Annotated in this window: 13 protein-coding genes; 3 read left to right on the forward strand and 10 right to left on the reverse strand. The window is 74.2% G+C overall.

Annotated elements, in window-relative coordinates; translation table 11 throughout:
- Positions 1-55: 55 nt before the first annotated feature.
- Both ACFP1Z_RS31655 and ACFP1Z_RS31660 read right to left on the reverse strand, forming a co-directional pair.
- Positions 56-4810, reverse strand: coding sequence for an ATP-dependent helicase (locus tag ACFP1Z_RS31655; RefSeq protein WP_390321194.1), 4755 nt, complete (start codon positions 4808-4810; stop codon positions 56-58).
- Between the two features lie 73 nt (positions 4811-4883).
- Complete coding sequence (locus ACFP1Z_RS31660; protein WP_390321195.1) at positions 4884-5867, reverse strand: hypothetical protein; 984 nt, start codon at positions 5865-5867, stop codon at positions 4884-4886.
- Between the two features lie 79 nt (positions 5868-5946).
- Between ACFP1Z_RS31660 and ACFP1Z_RS31665 the strand changes: the two genes are divergently transcribed.
- The 3 genes from ACFP1Z_RS31665 to recX all read left to right on the forward strand — a co-directional run bounded on the left by ACFP1Z_RS31665 (position 5947) and on the right by recX (position 8102).
- On the forward strand, positions 5947-6141 hold the full coding sequence (locus ACFP1Z_RS31665; protein WP_390321196.1) for a DUF3046 domain-containing protein: 195 nt from the start codon (positions 5947-5949) through the stop codon (positions 6139-6141).
- A gap of 210 nt (positions 6142-6351) precedes the next feature.
- Complete coding sequence (recA, locus tag ACFP1Z_RS31670; RefSeq protein ID WP_390321197.1) at positions 6352-7470, forward strand: recombinase RecA; 1119 nt, start codon at positions 6352-6354, stop codon at positions 7468-7470.
- 5 nt (positions 7471-7475) lie between these two features.
- On the forward strand, positions 7476-8102 hold the full coding sequence (gene recX / locus ACFP1Z_RS31675) for a recombination regulator RecX (protein ID WP_390321199.1): 627 nt from the start codon (positions 7476-7478) through the stop codon (positions 8100-8102).
- 233 nt (positions 8103-8335) lie between these two features.
- Here recX and ACFP1Z_RS31680 read toward each other — a convergent pair whose 3' ends face one another.
- From ACFP1Z_RS31680 to ACFP1Z_RS31715, 8 genes are all read right to left on the reverse strand, one after another.
- Complete coding sequence (locus tag ACFP1Z_RS31680) at positions 8336-8755, reverse strand: rhodanese-like domain-containing protein (RefSeq protein WP_390321200.1); 420 nt, start codon at positions 8753-8755, stop codon at positions 8336-8338.
- Positions 8752-9285: a cupin domain-containing protein gene (locus tag ACFP1Z_RS31685; protein WP_390321226.1), complete on the reverse strand. Its 534-nt coding sequence runs from the start codon at positions 9283-9285 to the stop codon at positions 8752-8754. The genes ACFP1Z_RS31680 and ACFP1Z_RS31685 overlap by 4 nt, the downstream gene beginning before the upstream one ends.
- 201 nt (positions 9286-9486) lie before the next feature.
- Positions 9487-9573 carry a putative leader peptide gene (locus tag ACFP1Z_RS31690; protein ID WP_390321227.1) on the reverse strand — a complete coding sequence of 29 codons (87 nt, stop codon included), beginning with the start codon at positions 9571-9573 and terminating at the stop codon, positions 9487-9489.
- Between the two features lie 32 nt (positions 9574-9605).
- On the reverse strand, positions 9606-11417 hold the full coding sequence (locus ACFP1Z_RS31695) for an FAD-dependent monooxygenase (RefSeq protein ID WP_390321201.1): 1812 nt from the start codon (positions 11415-11417) through the stop codon (positions 9606-9608).
- 106 nt (positions 11418-11523) lie between these two features.
- Entirely contained in the window at positions 11524-12381 is an 858-nt protein-coding gene (locus ACFP1Z_RS31700; protein ID WP_390321202.1) for an amino acid ABC transporter permease, read from the reverse strand.
- Complete coding sequence (locus tag ACFP1Z_RS31705) at positions 12378-13028, reverse strand: amino acid ABC transporter permease (protein WP_390321203.1); 651 nt, start codon at positions 13026-13028, stop codon at positions 12378-12380. Before ACFP1Z_RS31705 ends, ACFP1Z_RS31700 begins: the two co-directional genes overlap by 4 nt.
- A gap of 106 nt (positions 13029-13134) precedes the next feature.
- Positions 13135-14055 (reverse strand): glutamate ABC transporter substrate-binding protein, encoded by a 921-nt coding sequence (locus ACFP1Z_RS31710; RefSeq protein WP_390321204.1) that lies wholly within the window; start codon positions 14053-14055, stop codon positions 13135-13137.
- Positions 14056-14136: 81 nt separating this feature from the next.
- Complete coding sequence (locus ACFP1Z_RS31715) at positions 14137-14922, reverse strand: amino acid ABC transporter ATP-binding protein (RefSeq protein ID WP_390321205.1); 786 nt, start codon at positions 14920-14922, stop codon at positions 14137-14139.
- Positions 14923-15181 lie beyond the last annotated feature (259 nt).

The raw sequence follows: 15181 nt of genomic DNA on the forward strand, positions 1-15181 counted from the left end.
TTCGGGGCAGAGCTCGGCATCACCCGTTCGGAGGATGTGGCGGCGGTGGCCCGGTTCAACGCGGCCGCAGCCGCAGCCCACGGGGTGTGGCGTGGAAGCCCGCCGACTCCAGCAGCGCGCCCAGCTCCGAGGAGAGCGCGGCGGAGCCGTTGACCCGCTCCACGGTGACCGTGCCCAGGGCCCCGGCCAGGGCCGCCTCCGCGAGGGCCGTCACCGCGGCCCGCAGCCCCGGATCGTCACCGGCCGCACCGGTGTCCTCCTGCTGCGGCCAGGCGAGGACGGTCCGGCCGCCCCGCTCCACGTACAGGACGAGGGCGCCGTCGACGAGCACGACCAGCGAACCCGCCTTCCGGCCGGGCTTGTGCGCGGCACCGGCGGGCGGCTCGGGCCAGGGGAGCGCGGCCCCGTACGCGTTGGCCGGGTCGGCGGCGGCCAGGACGACCGCACGCCGGCCCTCGCCCCGGCCGGGGCCGCCCGGCTGCGCGCCGTACGCTCCGCCGCCCCCGCGCTCGCGGGCCTTGGCGACGGCGCGCAGCCGGTCGACCGCGCCGTCCATCGCGAACTGCGCGGCGCCCAGGCCCTCGACGACATAGCCGCGGCGGGCCTGCCCGCTGTCCTCGAAGGCGGACAGCACGCGGTACGCCGCGGAGAAGCCGCCCTCGACGCCCTCCGCGGCGACCGCGCCCCGGGTCACCACACCGTGCCGGTCCAGCAGCGTGCGGGCCAGGGCGTGGGCACGGCGGGTCGCCTCGCCCTCCCGCTCCGGCAGCAGCGACCAGCGGCCCGCGACCGTCGGCGGCCCGCCGCGCGAGGCGGTGGGGCGGCCCGCCAGGCCCGTCCGCGCGGTGAAGGAGCCGTAACGCCCGCGCGGGACCGCGCGCTTGGCGCGGTGCGCCGTGGAGCCGGCCGTACGGCCCGAGCCCAGCAGGGCGCGCAGGGGCGCGAGCGTGTCGTTGGTGAGCCGGCCCGACCAGGCCAGGTCCCAGACGGCGTCCGCGATCTGCGGGTCCGTGCACTCGGGCAGCAACTCCCGTACGCGGTCGGCGATCTGACGGAAGAACAGGCCGTAGCCGCCGGCGAGCGCCTCCAGCACGGCCTGATGCAGCGGGGAGAGCTCCAGCGGGTGCGGCGCGGGCAGCAGCAGCGGGGCGGCGTCCGCCAGGAGCAGGGAGATCCAGCCGTCCTTGCCCGGGAGGGCGCCCGCCCCCGCCCAGACGATCTCGCCCGCCGCGGTGAGCTCGTCGAGCATCGCCGGTGAGAAGTCCGTGACGCGCGCGGGCAGGACGAGCTTCTCCAGGGCGGAGGCCGGGACCGGCGCCCCCTGCAACTGCTCGACGGCGCGCACCAGTCCGTCGACGCCGCGCAGGCTGTGCGTGCCGACGTGCTGCCACTGCGGCAGGAACGCGGCCAGGGCCGTCGGCGGCACCGGCTCCAGCTCCTGCCGCAGCGCCGCGAGCGACCGGCGGCGCAGCCTGCGCAGCACCGTCGCGTCGCACCACTCCTGGCCCAGGGACACGGGAGGCGGTTTGCGCAGCGCGTCCTCGGAGGGGTGGTAGGCGACCGGCGGGCGGAACTCCCCCTGCGCGATACGGCCGCCCGCCGCCAGACGGTGCAGCGCCCCGTCGGTGACCGCCGTGCCCAGCCCGAACCGGGCCGCGGCCTCGGCCGAGGTGAACGGGCCGTGCGTACGGGCGAAGCGGGCCAGCAGGTCGCCGAGCGGATCCTTGACCGGCTCGGTGAACGCCTCGGGCACCCCGACCGGCAGCGCCGTGCCCAGGGCGTCACGGAGCCGGCCCGCGTCCTCGACGGCCGCCCAGTGGCCGGAGCCGGCGATCCGCACCCGGATGGCGCGGCGCGCGGCGGCCAGCTCGTCGAGCCAGGCCGGCTCGGCGCCGCGCGCGGCCAGTTCGGCGTCCGTGAGGGGGCCGAGGATCCGCAGCAGATCGGCGGCGCCCTCGGCGTCCTTCACCCGGCGGTCCTCGGTGAGCCACTGCAGCTCGCGCTCCAGCTCGGCGAGGACGTCGGCGTCCAGCAGCTCACGCAGCTCGGCCTGCCCGAGCAGCTCGGACAGCAGCCGCGAGTCCAGGGACAGGGCGGCCGCGCGGCGCTCGGCGAGCGGGGAGTCGCCCTCGTACAAGTACTGGGCGACATAGCCGAACAGCAAGGAGCGTGCGAACGGGGACGGTTCGCCGGTGGTCACCTCCACCAGGCGGACGCGCCGCGCCTCGATGTCGCCCATCAGCTCCGTCAGGCCCGGCACGTCGAAGACGTCCTGCAGGCACTCCCGGACGGCCTCCAGGATGATCGGGAAGGAGCCGAACTCCCCGGCGACCTGGAGCAGTTGGGAGGCCCGCTGGCGCTGCTGCCACAGCGGTGTGCGCTTGCCGGGGCTGCGCCGGGGCAGCAGCAGCGCGCGTGCGGCGCACTCGCGGAACCGGGAGGCGAACAGGGCCGAGCCGCCCACCTGGTCGGTCACCAGCCGGTCGACCTCGTCCTTGCCGAAGACGACGTCGGCGGCGGTGACCGGCGGCTGGTCGGCCTCGTACGCCCCCTGCGGGGCGGGAGCGGCATCCAGCAGCTCCAGGCCCATGAGGTCCGCGTCGGGCAGCCGCAGCACGATGCCGTCGTCGGCGTGCATCACCTGGGCGTCCAGGCCGAACCGCTCGGTGAGACGGGCCCCGAGGGCGAGCGCCCACGGGGCGTGCACCTGGGCCCCGAACGGCGAGTGCACCACGACGCGCCAGTCGCCCAGCTCGTCGCGGAACCGCTCGACGAGGATCGTCCTGTCGTCCGGCAGATGCCCGCACGCCTGCCGCTGCTCGTCCAGATAGGCCAGCACATTGCCCGCCGCCCACGCGTCGAGCCCGGCCGCCGTCAGCCGCTCCTGGGCGGCCTCGCGCGGCAGGGCGCCGATCTCGCGCAGGAACGCCCCCAGCGCGCGGCCGAGTTCGAGCGGGCGGCCCAGCTGGTCGCCCTTCCAGAACGGCAGCCGGCCGGGCACGCCCGGGGCCGGGGTGACCAGCACCCGGTCGCGGGTGATGTCCTCGATCCGCCACGACGTGGTGCCCAGGGTGAACACATCGCCCACCCGGGACTCGTAGACCATCTCCTCGTCGAGCTCCCCGACGCGGCCGCCGCCCTTCTTGGGGTCGGTGCCCGCCAGGAAGACCCCGAACAGGCCGCGGTCGGGGATCGTGCCGCCGGAGGTGACGGCCAGCCGCTGCGCGCCGGGGCGGCCGGTGACCGTACCGGCGACCCGGTCCCAGACCACACGCGGCCGCAACTCGGCGAAGGCGTCGGACGGATAGCGCCCGGCGAGCATGTCGAGCACCGCCGAGAAGGCGGACTCAGGAAGCGCGGCGAACGGGGCGGCCCGCCGCACCAGCGCCAGCAGCTCCGTCACCTCCCAGGTGTCGACGGCCGCCATGGCGACGATCTGCTGCGCCAGCACGTCCAGCGGATTGGCCGGCACGCGCAGCGACTCGATGGCCCCCGCGCGCATCCGCTCCGTCACCACGGCCGACTGCACCAGATCGCCCCGGTACTTGGGGAAGACCACGCCGCGGGAGACCGCGCCGACCTGATGGCCCGCGCGGCCCACGCGCTGCAGCCCGGAGGCCACCGACGGCGGCGACTCGACCTGGACGACCAGGTCCACCGCCCCCATGTCGATGCCCAGTTCCAGGCTGGAGGTGGCCACGACGGCCGGCAGCCGGCCCGCCTTGAGATCCTCCTCGACCTGGGCCCGCTGCTCCTTGGAGACCGAGCCGTGGTGGGCGCGGGCGAGCAGGGGCGGTGCCCCCCTGGCGGCACCCGACTCGGCCATGAGCTCGGCGGGGGAATGGTGCTCGGGCAGCGCCTCGCCCGTGGCGCGCTCGTAGGCGATCTCGTTGAGCCGGTTGCACAACCGCTCCGCGAGACGGCGGGAGTTGGCGAAGACGATCGTGGAGCGGTGCGCCTGGACGAGGTCGGCGATGCGCTCCTCCACGTGCGGCCAGATCGACGGCCGCTCCTTGTCCCCGCCCGCGTCCTGCACGGGGGAGGCGCCGAGCTCGCCGAGATCCTCCACCGGCACGACCACCGACAGCTTGAACTCCTTGGCGGAGGGCGGCTGGACGACCTCCACCCGGCGCTGCGGCGAGAGGAAGCGGGCCACCTCGTCGACCGGCCGCACCGTCGCGGACAGGCCGATGCGCCGGGCCGGGCGGGGCAGCAGGACGTCGAGGCGCTCCAGGGACAGCGCCAGATGCGCGCCCCGCTTGGTGCCGGCCACGGCGTGGACCTCGTCGAGGATGACGGTCTCCACCCCCGCGAGGGCCTCCCGCGCCGTCGAGGTCAGCATCAGGAACAGCGACTCGGGGGTGGTGATGAGGATGTCCGGCGGGCGGTTCGCCAGCGCCCGGCGCTCGGCGGGCGGGGTGTCGCCGGAGCGGATGCCCACCCGGACGTCCGGCTCGGGCAGACCCAGCCGCACGGCCTCCTGACGGATGCCGGTGAGCGGGCTGCGCAGATTGCGCTCCACGTCCACGGCGAGGGCCTTGAGCGGCGAGACGTACAGCACGCGGCAGCGCTTGCGGGCCTCCGCCGGCGGCGGGGTGCTCGCCAGCCGGTCCAGGGAGGCGAGGAAGGCGGCCAGCGTCTTGCCGGACCCGGTCGGCGCGACGACCAGCACGTCCGATCCCTCGCCGATCGCCCGCCAGGCCCCGGCCTGGGCGGCCGTGGGCGCGCTGAAGGCGCCCGTGAACCAGGCGCGGGTCGCCGGGGAGAACCCGGCGAGGGCCTCCTCGGCCGCCGTCTCGTCGTCCACCATGCCCCCATCGTGCACCGCGCCACTGACATTGCCCCGGGGCGGTGGGGGCGGGGGCGCCGGGACCGGCCCCCGGCTACAGGTCGTGCCCGTGGGCGCGCAGGGTCAGCAGAGCGGCGATGGTGGCGATCGGCCTGCGCTCCGCGGCCGTGCCCGGGGCCCACGCCCGGCGGTCGTGGTCCGGGTAGCGGGGGCCGTACGGGCGGGCCGGCCAGCCGCCGTCCTCCTCCTGCGAGCCGGCCAGGAAGTCCAGCGAGCGCTCCAGCTCGGCGTCGGTGAACCAGCCGCGGGCCAGTGAGGCCGGGGTGCGCGCGAAGTCGTGCGGGAAGTGGGGGCCGCCCGCCGTCGGCCCGTCCGCCCGGTGCCGCGCCGCACCCGCCGCCGGGGCCGGGGCCGCGATGCCCTGCTCCCGCACGACGCGGCCCAGCCGCTCGGCGGCGGCCTCGGCACGCGGCCGGTCGGGAACGCCGTCGAGGAAGTCGACTGCGGCGCGGACCTCGTAGGGGTGGATGCGCGTCCCGGCGCACAGCGACTCGACCGCTTCCCAGCAGAAGTCGGTGGCCCGGAACAGCCACGCGTGCCACACCTCGTTGCGGTGCAGCAGCCCCACCACGGGGCCGGTGGTCAGCAGCGAACCGGTGGCCTCCCCGACGGGCGGCGCCGGGGCGGGCAGCGGCTCGTCCGGGACCGGCAGCCAGGGGGCGGGCGCGCAGTCGCGCGGCGCGGGGTGCAGTGCGGGAAGCGCGCCGTCCGGAGTGGAGACAGCCGTCAGATAGCGGCACACGCGCTCCACGCCGCGGTCGCCGCAGCGGCCGATCTCGTCGAGCACGCGCAGCGCGTGGGCGGTGTGCAGCGGCTGGCTGACCGGGCCGCGCAGATCGGGTTCCAGGGCGTGCCCGTACCCGCCGTCGTCCCCCCGGTAGGCGGTGAGGGCGGCCTCGACGGCGTCGGCGCTGCCGCCCAGGAAGTGGAAGGCGAATCTGCGCTGTTCGAGGACGCGCGCGGTCAGCCAGACGAATCGCTCGGCACGGGCTGCGGGGGATGCTCCGGATCGGGCCATGCACCGACCGTAGGGCGGAAAACGCTGCCGGTCAGCGGCTCATGACCGGCAGCACTCTCAGGGGCGGGATACTGGGCGCATGCGGTTGACGAGCTTCTGGCAGCGAATGGCGGATCACTTCGGGGCGGCGTACGCCGACTCCTTCGCCCGCGACCACGTGATGTCCGAGCTCGGCGGGAGGACCGTGCACGAGGCGCTCGACGCGGGCTGGGACGCCAAGGACGTGTGGCGCGGGGTGTGCCGGGCGCTGGAGATCCCGGACGACAGGCGCTGACGCGCGGCCCCGCAGAGCGGACCGGACCCCTGCCGTCCGGGCGGCGTGGTGCGCTTGACACGAAAATCGAACGTCTATTCTCATTGGTTGCCCGGGCCGCCCGGAGACCGCGTTTTCCACAGGCCGCGACGGCGCCCGGCCCCATTGTCAGTGGCAGGCGTTAGCGTCGTTGACGTGAAGCGATCGACTCAAGCAAACCGGGTGGAACCCATGGCAGGAACCGACCGCGAGAAGGCTCTCGACGCCGCGCTCGCGCAGATTGAACGGCAATTCGGCAAGGGCGCGGTCATGCGCCTCGGCGAGCGGCCGAACGAGCCCGTCGAGGTCATCCCCACCGGGTCGACCGCTCTCGACGTCGCCCTCGGCGTCGGCGGCCTGCCGCGCGGCCGCGTGGTGGAGGTCTACGGTCCGGAGTCCTCCGGCAAGACGACCCTGACCCTGCACGCGGTGGCCAACGCCCAGCGCGCCGGCGGCACGGTGGCCTTCGTCGACGCCGAGCACGCGCTGGACCCGGAGTACGCCAAGAAGCTCGGCGTCGACATCGACAACCTCATCCTGTCCCAGCCGGACAACGGCGAGCAGGCTCTGGAGATCGTCGACATGCTGGTCCGCTCCGGCGCCCTCGACCTGATCGTCATCGACTCCGTGGCGGCCCTGGTGCCCCGTGCGGAGATCGAGGGCGAGATGGGCGACTCGCACGTGGGTCTCCAGGCCCGGCTGATGAGCCAGGCGCTCCGGAAGATCACCAGCGCGCTGAACCAGTCCAAGACCACCGCGATCTTCATCAACCAGCTCCGCGAGAAGATCGGCGTGATGTTCGGCTCCCCGGAGACCACGACCGGTGGCCGCGCGCTCAAGTTCTACGCCTCGGTGCGCATCGACATCCGCCGTATCGAGACCCTCAAGGACGGCACCGAGGCCGTCGGCAACCGCACCCGCGTCAAGGTCGTCAAGAACAAGGTCGCGCCGCCCTTCAAGCAGGCCGAGTTCGACATCCTCTACGGCCAGGGCATCAGCCGCGAGGGCGGCCTGATCGACATGGGTGTCGAGCACGGCTTCATCCGCAAGGCCGGCGCCTGGTACACGTACGAGGGCGACCAGCTCGGCCAGGGCAAGGAGAACGCCCGCAACTTCCTGAAGGACAACCCCGACCTCGCCAACGAGATCGAGAAGAAGATCAAGGAGAAGCTGGGCGTGGGCGGCCGGGCCGAGGCCCCCGCGGGTGAGCCCGGCGCCGACGCCGCGTCCGCCGCCGCGCCCGCCAAGTCCGTGCCGGCCCCGGCCAAGTCGGCCGGCAAGGCGTCCAAGGCCGCTGCCGCCAAGAGCTGATCGCCATGACACGGCGGTCGGAGTACCCCTGGCCCGAGGCCGGGGGAGCCCGGTCCCGCCCGGGTGACGCGGGCGGGGGCGAGCGGACGGGCGGTGTCTCCTCCCCGCCGGGGGCCGGGGAGGAGACACCGCAGCGGCCGGAGGAGCGGGCGCGGGCGATCTGCCTGCGGCTGCTCACCGGTTCGCCGCGCACGCGCAAGCAGCTCGCGGACGCGCTGGCGAAGCGCGGCATCCCCGACGAGGCGGCGCGGGAGGTGCTGGCCCGCTTCGAGGACGTCGGGCTGATCGACGACGCGGCCTTCGCCGGGGCGTGGGTGGAGTCCCGGCACCACAGCCGCGGCCTGGCCCGCCGCGCCCTCGCGCGGGAACTGCGCACCAAGGGCGTGGCGGCCTCCGTCATCGACGAGGCCGTGGGAGCGCTGGACCCCGAGCAGGAGGAGCGCACGGCCCGCGAGCTCGTCGAGCGCAAGCTCCGCTCCACCCGGGGCCTGGACCGCGACAAGCGCGTCCGCCGCCTCGCCGGGATGCTGGCCCGCAAGGGCTACTCCGAGGGCCTGGCGCTGCGCGTGGTGCGCCGGGCCCTGGAGGAGGAGGGGGAGGAGAGCGAGTTGCCGGACCTGTATCCGCCGTGACGCCGCCGTCTGCCGCTGAGGGGGCGGGACCGGTGCCAGGGCGGGTGTTCTGCCGGGGTCCCGGTCCCCGGGCGTGGCTCCGGCGCGGGCCGGTGCCGTTGTGCGCACCGTCGTCGCCACCGCTCTCATCACGTGTCCGGTGCCAGGGCGGGTGTTCTGCCCGGGGTCCCGGCCCCCGGCGCGGCTCCGGCGCGGGCCGGTGCCGTTGTGCGCACCGTCGTCGCCCCCTCTCGTCACGTCCCTGCTGCCCGCGTGCCGCCCTCCACCGGCAGGCCCGCCGCGCGCCAGGCGCGGAAGCCGCCTGCCAGGTCGGTCGCGTGGCGCAGGCCCAGGCGGCGCAGGGAGAGCGCGGCCAGGCTGGAGGCGTAGCCCTCGTCGCAGACCACCACCACGCGCAGGTCGTGGCCGGTGGCCTCGGCCGCCCGGTGCTCGCACGCCGGGTCCAGCCGCCACTCCAGCTCGTTGCGCTCCACGACGAGCGCTCCGGGAATCGTCCCGTCGCGCTCGCGCAGCGCCGCGTAGCGGATGTCGACGAGCAGACCGCCCGCGGCCCGCACCGCCGCGGCCTGTGCCGGGCCGACACGGTCCAGTTCCGCGCGGGCGGCCGCCAGCAGCCCCGCGACGCCGGGCGCCCCGGGATCCCGCGCGGTCACGCCCACTCCTGCGGCCACTCGACCTGTTCGAGCCGCAGGATCCGCCCGTCCCTGCTGTAACGCCGCATCAGCGGCAGCGGCGGGTGGTAGACGTGCACGGACACGGCGTGCCGGTCCGGCGACGGATTGAAGACCTGGTGCACGTGGTGCGGCCCGAAGGCGCGCCCCCGGCCGTCGGTGAGCAGGCGTTCGCGGTCGATCCCGTCCGCGAGTTCCAGCATCGTCCAGCCCTCCGTGGGCAGCCGGGCGGCGAGCGACTGCTCGGTGAGCCGGCCCGCGGCCGCCGCGAACGCGCCGTGCGAGCCGCCGTGGTCGTGCCAGCCGGTGCCGGTGCCCGGCGGCCAGCCGATGAGCCAGGCCTCGCTGCCGGACGGCCCGTCGAGCCGGATCCAGGTCCGGCCCTCGGGGTCGAGGGGGAGCGAGGCCACCAGCCGCGTGTCGGCGGCCGTGCGGCACGCGAAGCGCAGGAGCTCCGCCCGGGACGGGGCGTCGCGCCCAACGCCGGGAAGAGCAGGGGAAGTTGAGGGCAGGGGTGCAGAGGAAGACACAGACGACCGTCCTGAGTGATCGCGCAGAAGCTGACGAAAGCCGGTGAAAGCCCGTGAAAGCTCGCGCAAGCCGGCGAGGAAGCGCGCGGAGGAGCACGCGGCGGCCGGCACGGCCGGGGGCTCCGGGCGCCCGGCCGCAACGGCAGGGGCACAGCCCGCGAAAAGGGCGCGGGCGCGAACGGTTCAGCAGGACGGACAACAGACGCAGCCCGCGTAGCGGACCAGGTCCAGATGGACCCTCCGCCAGAAACGCGCGCCGCCGTCCTTCATGGCGTGCAGTTCACCACGGCCGCGCGCGCCGGTCAACGCTTGGCCGCAGCCTCACCGTTGGCTCCGTCAGGAGCGCTCTCGCGTTCCGTGCCCGCCTCGGCATGCCCGCTGTCGGCCTCTTCCGCGGGGGCGCCCGCCGCGCCGCCGCGTACCGCGTCGGCGCACGCGTACAGCTCCGCCGGCCGTACCCCGGCCAGGGCCACGGCCAGGTGCCCGTCCGGGCGCACCAGGAGCACCGTGTGGGCCGCCGCCCCGGGGTACGCCTCGGCGACCAGCAGTTCCGCCGGTGTCGGCAGGGCCCCCACGGCCGCCGCCAGGGCGGGCATGAGCCCGGCGCCGAGCCAGTGCCGCCGCTCCCACACCCCGGTGCCGGGCGCGACGAGCACCACGAGCAGCGCGCCGCCCAGCCGCTCCCGCAGCCGTACCTGCGCGCCGTCGGGCGCGGTCACCGGTACGTCCGCGACCTGCTCCCCGGGTGCCGTGCCCACCGTGACGGTGCTCGCGGGCGGCGCCGCCGGGGTCAGGGGCGTACGGGCGCACACGGTGGGCGCGCCGAGTATGCCGCGCCCCAAGTGCCCGTCGGTGAGCAGGATGTCGTGGCCCCGCCGCGACCCCGGCACCAGCCTGCGCGCCGCGTGCCAGCCGCCCGGGCCGCGGAGTGCGGGCAGCGCCCGGTCGGCGGCCCGCAGCCGGGCCCCGATCGCCGCGCGCCGCTCGGTCTGGTAGCTCTCCAGCAGGGTCTCCGAGGCGCCGTGGTGCCAGGCCAGGGCCAGTTTCCAGGCCAGGTTCGCGGCGTCCTGCAGCCCCTCGTCGAGCCCGTGCGTGCCCAGCGCCCCCAGCAGGTGCGCGGCGTCCCCGGCGAGAAAGGCACGCCCGGTGCGCATCCGGCGCGCGAGCCGGTGGTGCACGGCGTGCACACCGGTGTCCAGGAGCTCGTACGGCGGTACGTCCCCGCACCAGGCGCTCAGCGAATCCTGCACGCGGGTCAACAGCGCCTCGGGGGTGACCAGTTCACCGCCGTCCGGCAGCGGCCAGTCGAGCCGCCACACCCCGTCGGGCAGCGGTCGGGCCGTCACCTCGCCCCCGCGCGGCGGTGAACGGTGCAGCACCGCCTCGCCCGGCCAGGGCAGTTCGGCGCGCAGCGCGGCGACCGCGTACCGTTCGACGGCCGTACGGCCCGGGAAGCGCGTGCCGAGCATCTTGCGCACGGTCGAGCGGGCGCCGTCACAGCCGACGAGGTAACTCCCGTGCCACGACGACTTCCTGACGCCGTCCCGGTCGTCGGTGTCGCGCGTGTGCACCACGACGCCCGCCGCGTCCTGCTCCAGGCCGTCCACGCGGCTGCCGGGGACCAGGACCGCGCCGCTCTCGCCCTCCAGCGCGGCCCGCAGCCGGCGCACGAGGGCGTGCTGCGGTACGTGCAGCGGTGAGGATCCGCCGTCGGACTCCGGCAACTCCGGCTGCTTCCCGGGGGGTTCGTCCGCTCCGGCGTCCTCCTCCCCGAGAGGGATGCCCGCCTCCGCCGCACCGGCGAAGGCCACCTGCGCGACCACCGTACGGCGGCGCACCGTGCGCCAGCCCGTCCACCGCGCCCCGCCCGTCGCGGTGCACCCCAGCCGCTCCAGCAGCGCGGCGGTCTCCGGCCGCAGCACGGCCGTACGCGCCGGACGCGGCTCCTCGCGCCCGGCGTCCGTGCCCTCGTCGAGGACGACCACGGGCACCTCGCGGCGGGCCAGGGCGAGCGCGAGCGCGAGGCCCACCGGCCCGGCCCCGACGACGATCACGGGGTCGTGCGCCGTGCGGTCGGTACGGAGGCCGAGAGGGGGAACGCGGTGCTCGATCACAGAACGTATGCAACCCATTGCGGGCGCGCGGCGTCAAGTGATCAGCGGCCGGCCCGCGGAGCTCCGGGGCGGATGCGCCCCACCGGGCACCGGGGCCGACGCAGCGTCAGGACGACAGTCCGGCCGCGGTACCGGCGGCCCGCGCGCCGGAGGAGCCCGGACGCGAGCGCTGCGTGCGGCGCTCGGCCCAGCGGGCCAGCCCGGACAGGGCCAGGCACAGCAGGATGTAGATCGAGCCGAAGACGATCACCATCGGGATGAAGGCGTAGACGCCGTGCACGGGCCTGCTCTGCTCGGCGAAGCTCTTGCCGACGAAGAGGAGTTCCTCGTAGAGGATGATGAAGCCGAGCGAGGTGTCCTTCAGGGTCACCACGAGCTGGCTGATGATGGACGGCAGCATCGTGCGGACGGCCTGCGGGACGAGGACGTTCGCCATCACCTGCGTCTTGCGCAGCCCCAGCGCGTACGCGGCCTCGCTCTGCCCCTTGGGCACGGCGTTGATGCCGGAGCGGAAGATCTCCGCCTGCACCGAACCGTTGTAGAGCGTCAGGCCGCACACCAGCGCCCACATCGGCTCGGTGGTGAACACCGCGGCCGACAGCAGGAAGATCATGATGAGCAGGGGCATGGCCCGGAAGAACTCCACGACCACGCTCGCCGCCCAGCGCACCGGCCGATGGTCCGAGAGCCGGCCCGCGGCCAGCAGCGCGCCGAGCACGAGGGAGAACGCCGCCGCGAGGGCGAAGGTCCGCAGGGTGGTGAGCAGCCCGTCGACGATGCGCTCGTGGGTCTGGGTGTACTCGTACGCCTCCCACAGCCCGCCCTGGAACTGCCCGGTGTCGTCCAGCCGGTAGAGGACGAAGGCGAGCAGCGCGAGGACCGCCAGGGCCGAGAGCACGCCGTAGACCCGGTTGCGGCGCCGCGCCCGGGGTCCGGGGACGTCGTACAGGACGCTCGCGGTCATCGGGCCACCGCCAGCCGGCTCTCCAGCAGCCGGAACAGGCCGCCGATCGCGAGGGTGAGGACGAGATAGCAGACCGCTATCCACAGGAAGATCACGAATATGTTGTAGCCGGAGTCGGAGTTGAGGGTCTTCTGCACGGCGCCGAGCTCGGTGACGTTGAAGCCCGAGGCGATCGCCGTGTTCTTGGCGAGGGCGATGAGCAGGCTGCCGATCGGCGGGACGGCGGTGCGTGTCGCCTGCGGCAGCACGATCTGGGCGAGGGTCTGGCCGAAGGTCATGCCGATGGAGCGAGCCGCCTCCGCCTGGCCCACCGGCACGGAGTTGATGCCCGAGCGCACCGCCTCGCAGATGAACGCCGAGGTGTAGCAGCCCAGGGCCATCACGGCGAGCCAGAAGGAGTCCCAGCCCTTGAGCCCCAGGGCGGGCAGGCCCAGGGTGACGGCGAGGAAGAGCAGCACCAGCGGGGTGTTGCGCAACAGCGTCACCCACGCGGTGCCGAAGGCGCGCAGCGCGGGCACCGGGGAGACGCGGAACGCCGCGATCAGCAGGCCCAGCGCGACGGCGAGCAGCGCGCTGAGCGCCGTCAGTTCGACGGTGCCGACGAAACCTTCGCGGAACATCGCGAAGTTGTCCGAGAGTACGTCCACGTCACCTCTCCGGCGTCTTCGGTGCTTTCAGTGCGTTCAGTCAGTGCGTTCAGTGCTTCGGTGTGTTCCGGCGGACCGACGGGGCGGGGCCGGATCAGGGGCCGGATCAGTAGCGGTCCACGGCCGGCGGGTCCGAGGCCGGGACGCCGGACAGGCCGAGCGTCGCGTCGTAGGCCTTCTTCCAGTCGCCGTTCTTCTCGTGCGCCTCGATCGCGTTGTCGACCGCGTCCCGCAGCGCCTTGTCGTCCTTGCGCAGACCGACCCCGTAGGGCTCCTTGGAGAACGGGCTGCCCACCACCTTCAGCGCGCCCTTGTTCTCCGCCGCGTACCCCTTGAGGATCGCGTCGTCCGTGGTGACCGCGTCGACCTGCCCGTTGACCAGGTCCTGGACGCACAGCTGGTAGCCCTGCTGCGCCTTGACCTCGCCGACGCCGTACTCGGGCTTCTTGATCCGTTGCAGGGGTGTGGAGCCGGTGACCGAGCAGACCTTCCTCCCCTTGAGGTCCTGCGCCCCCTTGATGCCGCTGTCGGCCTTGACCAGCAGGTCCTGTCCGGCGACGTAGTACGGCCCGGCGAAGCCCACCTGCTTCTTGCGCTCGTCGTTGATCGTGTACGTGCCGACGTACAGGTCGACGCCACCGCTGGCCAGTTGGGTCTCCCGGGCCTCGGAGGGCACGGTCTTGAACGTGATGTGACTCTCGTCGAAGCCGAGATCGGCCGCGATCATCCGGGCGATCTCCACGTCGAATCCGGAACGCTTCTTCGTACCGGGGTCCTCGAAGCCGAGGTTGGGCTGGTCCGCCTTGGTGCCGATGGTGATCTTCCCGCCCTTGATCTTCTCGAAGACCCGTGAACCCTTGACGTCGGCCGCGGTGTTCACCTTGTAGGCCGGCAGCGCGGAGGGGGAGGGGCCCTTGTCCGTGCCGCCGTCCTTGTCGCCGGGGCTGCCCGACTTGCCGCAGGCGGTCGCGGACGCGGTGAGCGCCAGCACAGCGGCGGCCGCGGCGGCGGTCTTGCGGAGCTTCATGCTGAACATCCTTTGCGTCTCAAGGGCGTTGGCCGTGCGCCCCGGGGCGGGGGCGTGCCGGTGGGCGGGGGAGCGGATGCGTCAGTGGTGCAGGATCTTCGACAGGAAGTCCTTGGCCCGGTCGCTGCGCGGATTGCTGAAGAACCGGTCCGGGCGCGCCTCCTCGACGATGCGGCCGTCGGCCATGAAGACGACCCGGTTCGCCGCCGAGCGGGCGAAGCCCATCTCGTGGGTGACGACGACCATCGTCATGCCCTCCCGGGCGAGCTGCTGCATGACCTCCAGCACCTCGTTGATCATCTCCGGGTCCAGGGCCGAGGTGGGCTCGTCGAACAGCATCACCTTCGGGTCCATGGCCAGGGCCCGGGCGATGGCCACGCGCTGCTGCTGGCCGCCGGAGAGCTGCGCGGGGTACTTGGCGGCCTGGGCGCCGACGCCGACCCGGTCGAGGAGCGCGTGCGCCTTCTGCTCGGCCGCCCTGCGGTCGGCCTTGCGGACCTTGATCTGGCCGAGGGTCACATTGTCCAGGACGGTCTTGTGCGCGAAGAGGTTGAAGGACTGGAAGACCATGCCCACGTCGGCGCGGAGCCGCGCGAGCTCCCTGCCCTCCTGGGGGAGCGGTCTGCCGTCGATGGTGATCGTGCCGGAGTCGATCGTCTCCAGCCGGTTGATGGTGCGGCACAGCGTCGACTTGCCGGACCCCGAGGGGCCGATGACGACGACCACCTCGCCGCGCGCGATGGTCAGATCGATGTCCTGGAGCACGTGCAGGGCGCCGAAGTGCTTGTTGACCCGCCGCAGTACGACCAGGGCGGTCGCGGGGGCCGCGGTGCCCGAGGCGTCGCCGGCCACGGATATCTCACTCATGGGCGTTCCTCGCTCCGTCCTCCTCGAATGGCAGGACCCTAATGAGCGGCAACGACCAGCGTCAGTACTTCTGAGCGGAAATTGAGCATAACGATCCAGCGGCGGAGCGGAAGTCCGCGTACGGGGGCGCGCGGGGTGCACACGGGTGGTGCGGGCGTACCGGGTGCGTAACGGAAGCAGGTTGACCTCGGGAACCCCCTTGACGCCACCGGCGTCCATCGGCATGGATGCGGTGGTCACCGCACCGCCGGTCCGGCCG

It is taken from the genome of Streptomyces gamaensis, from assembly GCF_042656465.1.
In the GTDB taxonomy this organism is placed as follows: domain Bacteria; phylum Actinomycetota; class Actinomycetes; order Streptomycetales; family Streptomycetaceae; genus Streptomyces; species Streptomyces gamaensis.